Here is a 6404-nt window from a genome sequence, read left to right as displayed (position 1 = left end):
GTGAAGGGCTCCTTGAGGGAATCTGATTCCCTCAAGGAGCCCTTCACGGACCTCAAGGGCCGGTCAGTTAGCCGAGTCCAGGGGGTTCGGGCCCAGGTCGGTGGGCAAGCCGAGCTTGCCGGGGTTGAGCAGCCCGTTCGGGTCCAGAGCGCGCTTGACAGCCACGAACGTGCCGAACCCGGTACCGAGCGCGTCCGCCAGGTACGGCCCGCGCAGCAGCCCCGACCCGTGGTGATGGCTCAACGCCGCCCCGTGCCGTACCAGCACCGCGTTCGCGGCATCCCAGGCCGAGCGGTACCAGTGCCGCCGCTTCTCCGGCTCGACGTCGCCGCGCAGCGAGAAGTACAGGCACGCCCCGTCGGTGTAGGCGTGCGACTGGTGCGCGGACGCCGCCAGAGTCCCCGGCACCGCCTGGATCGCGGCCACCACCTCGTCGTAGATCGCGGGCAGCGCGGACCATGAACCGGCCATTTCCAGGGTGTCGGCGACGAACCCCGGCCCCGGCGCGAACCCGTCGGCGGACTTGCCGACCAGCATCCGCTCGTCCAGCCAGCGGTCGAACACCGGCTGACCGTCCAATTCGGACCCGGTCGCCGCGCATTCCTCGGCACTGACCTTCAGCATCGCGTCGACCAGCACCGGGTCGCCCTCGTCGGCGATCAGCAGCAGGTTGGTCTCCGGATGCCCGAAGTGCGTGCCGCTCTCCAGCTTGTCGTAGAGCCGCATCGCGGCCGGGGTCGCGCCGCGCTGCATGATCCGGCGGCAGGCGTCGAGCCCGGCGGCGAAGGTCTCGAAGCCGTACGCGATGGCCTTCGAGTACGTCGGCAGCGGGTGTGTGCGCAGCCGCACGGCGGTGATCACGCCCAGCGTGCCTTCCGAGCCGACGAACAGCTGGCGCAGGTCCGGGCCGGTCGCGGCGCGCGGGTAGTCGCCGAAGCGGGCGAGGGTGCCGTCGGCGAGGACGACGTCGAGGCCGACGACCATGTCCTCGATTTTCCCGTACCGCGTGGACAGCTGGCCGGCGCCGCGGCAGGCCACCCAGCCGCCGACCGTGGAGATCGCGAACGCGGACGGCCAGTGTCCGGTGGTCGCGCCGTGGGTCTCCTGCAGTTCCTTCTCGAACAGGTCGCCGAACATGCCCGCCTGCACTTCGACGATCTGCGATTCGGCGTCGAAGGAGACGATCTTGTTGAGCCGGCACACATCCAGCACGACCCCGCCGTACACCGGCAGCGCGGCACCGGTGACGTTGCTGCGTCCCGCCGACACCGTCAGCGGCACCCGGTGCTCCCCGCACAGCCGGACCGCGGCCTGGATCTGCTCAACGGTGCTCACCTCGGCGATCACCGCGTCCGGGGTCGCCGGGGCGCCCGCGGTCTCGCCGATCATCGAGCCGGCCCACCAGTCGCGGGTGCGCAGCACGACCTCGTCGCGCTCGGTGTGCACCGCGTCCGCCAGCCCGCGCAACGCCTCGGTCAGCGCGGCGGGCACGGCGACAGCGGCGGTCTGCAGCGACGCGTCGCCTTCACCCGGCTCGGTGCGGCCGCCCCAGCGCGGCGGCGTCGGCGCGCCGACCACGTAATTGCCCCGGTTGAACGGGTGCGTGACGGTCTGACGGCTGATCATGCGTTGGCTCCCAACAGGTTGTCTCCGAACAGGATCGACTTCTCTCGGGCGACGTCCGCCCGGTACTGCTCCACTTGCGCGGCCACGGTCTCGGCGCTGAGGCCGAGTTCCGCGCCGAGCAGTTCGCCGACGAGCGGCGCGGCCTCGACCGACGCGTCCCGCGCGAACAACCGCAGCCGGGTGCGGCGCGACAGCACGTCGTCCACCGAGCGCGCCATCTCCGAGCGGGCCGCGAACACGACCTCGGCCTTCAGGAACGGCTGCCCCTCGATCAGCGGCTCCCCCAGCGCCGGGTTCTCGTCGACCAGCGCGCTCACGAACCGCGCCTCGGTGCCGTAGCGGCCGCCGAGGTGCGCGGCTACGCCACCGGTCGCGGCGGTCGCCTCGGCGTCGTATCCGGCGCCGCCGAGCAACGGCAGGTTCTTGGTGCGGCACTTGGCTTTCCGGCCCAGCAGGCCGAGCGCCTTGTCCACGACCAGCTCGCCCATGTGCCTGCTCGTGGTGAGCTTGCCGCCGGTCACCGTGACCATGCCCGCGGACACCGTGATGTGGTGGTCGCGGCGCATGTCCAGCGTCGCGCCCTCCTTGCCGCCGACCAGCGGGCGAAGACCCGCGTAGCTGCCCAGCACGTCGCTGGCGTCCAGCTTGGTGTCGAAGGCGATCTGCGCTCCTTCGAGGAGGAATTCCATTTCCTCGCGGGTGCAGTGCACGTCGTCGGTCGAACCGGTGTAGTCGGTGTCGGTGGTGCCGACCACGACGACATCTCCCCAGCGGGTGCAGGTCGCCCGCCGCGCGCGGCCCGGGATCGGCACGGTGACCGTGCAGTCGTTGCGGATCTTCGACCACGGCAGCACGATGTGCACGCCCTTGGCCGGACGGACCTGCGGCTGATGACCGTTGTCGGCCATGCCTTCCAGCCGGTCGGCCCACACGCCGGTCGCGTTGACCACGACGCGCGCCCGGACGTCGATCTGCTCGCCGTCAGACTCGACGGTGGCGCCGGTGACCCGTCCGCCAGCAGTGCGCAACCCGGTCACCTCGGCGCCGTTGACCACCACCGCGCCGAGTCGGGCGGCGCTGCGCACGATCGCCAGCGTCAGCCGTGCGTCATCAGCGCGGCTGTCGTAGTACATCAGGCCGCCCTTGAGGTTCTCCGCCCGCAACGTCGGGGCGTGCGCGAGAACCTCGTCGACGGTCAGCCGCTGGTGCAGCTTCCCGATCCGCCAGCCGCCCGCGAGGTCGTAAGTCCACAACAGACTCTCGAACGCCTTGGCGATGCGGGCGTCGAACACCCCGTCCTTCGCCAGGATCGGGAACAGGAAAGGAAGCCGCTGCACCAGATGCGGGGCGTTGCGGCGGAACCGCTGCCGCTCCAGCAGCGAATGCCGGACCAGGTCGAGGTTTCCCTGCTCGATGTAGCGCAGCCCGCCGTGCACCATTTTGGACGATTTGGACGAGGTCCCGGACGCGAAGTCGTCGCGCTCCACCAGCGCCACCTTGAGGCCGCGGGAAACAGCGTCCAGCGCGGTGTAGGCGCCGGTGACGCCGCCGCCGATCACGAGCACGTCGAACGTGCCGGTGTCGAGCCCGGTCAGCGCGGCGCGGCGGTCCAGCCGCAACGGCGCGGACAGTGTCGCCCTCGCGGCGACGGCGTTCGGCCGTCGGGACGGCAGTGTGAACATGAGCTTTCTCTCCAGTCAAAAGTTAAAATCGTCCACTAAGGACAGTCCGGACTGTCAGGACAGCGAAACCGCGAGCACGTCCTGCCAGCGGGCACGCAGTTCGCGCCGTTCGTCCTCGGGCAGCCGAGGTTCGAAGACCTCGCCTTTTCCTTGGTGCGCAACGGCTTCGGCCAGCGACGGCCACACGCCCAGCCGGACGCCCGCGAGATACGCGGCGCCCCGCAGGCTGGCGGTCGCCGAATCGGCCACTCGTTCGATTTCGGCGCCCGCGAAATCGGCTTGGCTTTGCAGGAGCACGTCGCTGGCGGCCAATCCGCCGCCGGCGCGCAGGCGGGTCACCGGCCGGTTCATCGTCGTCCGCAGCGCGTCGACGGTGTCGCTCACCGCGTGCGCGATCCCGTCGAGCACCGCACGCGCCACGACGTCACGCGTCGTGGCCAGGCTCAGCCCGGTTAGCAGCCCGCGCGCGCCGGGCTGCTGCACTGGAGTGCGCAGCCCGGCCAGAGTGGGCACGAACCAGGTCGAAGTGCTCCTCGGCTGGGCGGCGGCCAGCTCGCTGATCTCGGCGGCAGAACGGAACAGGCCGAGGTCCTCGGTGAGCCACCGCAGGGCGGACCCGGTGGTCGAGGTGTAGGCCTCCAGGCTGAACCGGCTGTGTCCCGCGCTGCGCCAGCCGACGAGGCACAGCACGCCGTCGACCTTGCCGAGCCCGTCCGGCGGTTCGTCCCCGGCCAGCGCGCCGACGAAGGTGCCGGTGCCGTGCACGCAGGTGCCCTGGCCCGGGGTCAGCGCGCCGAGCGCGATCAGCGAGGCGTGCTGGTCGCCCATCACCGCGGCGATCGGCACCTCGATGCCGAGCAGCTCCGGGTCGGTGTGCCCGAAATCCCCGTCGTCGTCCACCGGCGGCGGGGCCAGCTCGGCCGGGAAACCCAGTGCTGCCAGCCATTCCTGATCCCAGGCGTGCTCGCGCAGCCGGTACCCGCCGAACGCGACGGCGTTGGTCGCCGACATGACATATCTGCTGCGGCCGCTGAGATGCCACACCAGCCAGGTGTCCACCGAACCGAACAGCACGCGGTCGGCGGGCACGTCGAGCTGGTCGAGCTGCCGGGCGGCCCACAGGAAGGGGGCGCGGGTGCCGACCGGACGGCCGGTTCTCGCCCACAGCACCGGATCCCAGTCCGGGGCGAGCTTCGCCAGCTCGTCCGCGTACCGGGTGTCCTGCCACACCACGGCCGGAGCCAGCGGCTGCCCGGTCTCGCGGTCCCACAGGATCGCAGTCGCCCGTTGCGTGCACACCGACATCCCGACGATCTCGACGCCGTTCTCCCCCGCCCACGCGATCGCTTGGCGGGCGACGTCGACGGTGCGTTCGAGCAGCTGTGCCGCGTCTTGCTCCACTCGCGACGGTTCGGGGTGGACGACGTCGACCGCGGTGTAGAACGACGGCCCGCACACGCCGTCCTCGCCGACCACCGCTGCCCTCGTGCCGGTCGAACCCTCGTCGACGGCCAGGATTCCGCGCCGCGTCATGCCGCGCTCCCGGCCGTTTTGAAGACGATCTCCTCGTCGTCCGGGTCGACGCCGCTGCGGGTCGGGTCCCAGCGCACGATCAGGCAGGACACCAGGCCGAGCGCCGGCACCACGGCGAGCAAGGCGATCGTCGGGCCGAGGCCGATCGCCTCCTTGATCTGCGGGAACACGTACAGCCCGACGACGCTGCCGAAGCTCCCGAGCATGCCGGTCACGCCGGTGCCGAGGGTGCGCACGTCGCTGCGGTAGGACAGCGCCGCGATCGACTTGCCGTTCGCGCCGGGTCCCGCGGAGTGGAAGAAAATGAACAGGAACGGCAGCAGGAACCCGATCGCGATCGGCAGCTTCCCGAAGCCGAGCCCCATCACCAGCAGGATGGCGAACGCGAAGGCGTAGCCGATCGCCGAGCTGACCCGCAGCCCGATCTTCCGTCCGAAGTACGCCGACAGAGCGCCGCCGACGATCCCGGCGACGTTGAAGATCATCGACCCGAGCGTGGCCGTTTCGAACTTGTCGCCGAAGATCGCGAGGCTGATCACCGGCAGGTACCAGCCGACCGCGAAGTACTGCATCGCCTGGGTCAGCGAGATCGCCGTGGACAGGAAAGTGCGCGGCAGGTAGGGCTTGCGGAACAGCACGCCCGCCTGCCGGAACCCGATCTTGCGCTCCTCGGCCGCGTCTTCGCCGCCCGCGGTTCCCGGCGTCACCTCGAAACCGTAGATCCGGCGGAGGCTGCGCGCCGCCTCGGGCAGCCTGCCCTTGGCCGCGAGCCACGACGGGCTTTCGGCCAGGAACGCGATCTGCAGCACCAGCAGCGCGAGCGCGAAGACCCCGGCCGAGCCGACCGACCAGCGCCAGATCTCCACCGAAACGCCAGCTTTGTAGAAAACCAGCGTCAGCGCGAGGTTCACCGTGGTGGCCACGTACCAGACGGACTGCCACAGGTTCAGCCGTCCGCGCAGCTTCGCCGGGGTGTACTCGGCGAGCAGAGCCATCGCCACCGCGAAGTCGATGCCGTAGGCGACGCCGACCAGGCCGCGCCCGGCCCAGACCGCCTCGAAACTGCCGCCGGTGGCGGTCAGCACCGCGCCGAGCCCGGCGATCGCCTTCGCCGCGATCAGCGGTTTGACCCGGCCGATCCGGGCGGCCAGCCAGCCGCCCGCCGGGTTGAACAGGATGGCGACCGCGGGCGCGGTCGCGGTGAGCAGGCCGACCTGGCCCGCGCTGAGCCCCAGTTCCTTGGTCATCGGGGCGAGCCCGGCGCCGAGCGCGGCGTTCGAATAGGCGTCCAGGAACAGCCCGCCCAGCACCAGATACCACAGCAGGTTCGCTTTGCGCGGCAACTTCGGCAACGTGTTGATCAGCGCGGTGACCTGCGAAACATTCGCGATCGATCGCGGCGCTGCGACCGTAGGTGAACTCATGGACCGCCAACTTTCTGCGCTGGCTGTCAGCGATCCCGGCATACAAAAAACAGACACGACGAAGACCGCTGACAGTGGCTCTTCGTCTGTGCCTGTCTGAGAACGCAAGATTAAGCGGCGCGCTCGCGGGCGTCAAGAC

Annotated in this window: 4 protein-coding genes; all 4 read right to left on the bottom strand. The window is 70.5% G+C overall.

The features are described 5' to 3' along the window. Positions 1-63: 63 nt before the first annotated feature. Genes ACWGIC_RS38750 through ACWGIC_RS38735 form a run of 4 tightly spaced genes read right to left on the bottom strand, consistent with a single transcriptional unit; the run spans position 64 to position 6265 of the window. Positions 64-1626, bottom strand: coding sequence for an FAD-binding oxidoreductase (locus ACWGIC_RS38750; protein ID WP_452080925.1), 1563 nt, complete (start codon positions 1624-1626; stop codon positions 64-66). Beyond that, on the bottom strand, positions 1623-3308 hold the full coding sequence (locus ACWGIC_RS38745) for an FAD-dependent oxidoreductase (protein WP_452080924.1): 1686 nt from the start codon (positions 3306-3308) through the stop codon (positions 1623-1625). The genes ACWGIC_RS38750 and ACWGIC_RS38745 overlap by 4 nt, the downstream gene beginning before the upstream one ends. A 54-nt stretch (positions 3309-3362) precedes the next feature. After that, on the bottom strand, positions 3363-4841 hold the full coding sequence (locus ACWGIC_RS38740; protein ID WP_452080923.1) for an FGGY family carbohydrate kinase: 1479 nt from the start codon (positions 4839-4841) through the stop codon (positions 3363-3365). Next, the gene (locus ACWGIC_RS38735) at positions 4838-6265 is read right to left on the bottom strand and encodes an MFS transporter (RefSeq protein ID WP_452080922.1); all 1428 of its coding nucleotides are present in this window, start codon (positions 6263-6265) and stop codon (positions 4838-4840) included. Before ACWGIC_RS38735 ends, ACWGIC_RS38740 begins: the two co-directional genes overlap by 4 nt. Positions 6266-6404: the final 139 nt, after the last annotated feature.

It is taken from the genome of Amycolatopsis sp. NPDC054798 (assembly GCF_053611505.1).
Note: the sequence above shows the minus strand (reverse complement) of the source record. Positions and strands in the feature narration are given on the sequence as shown.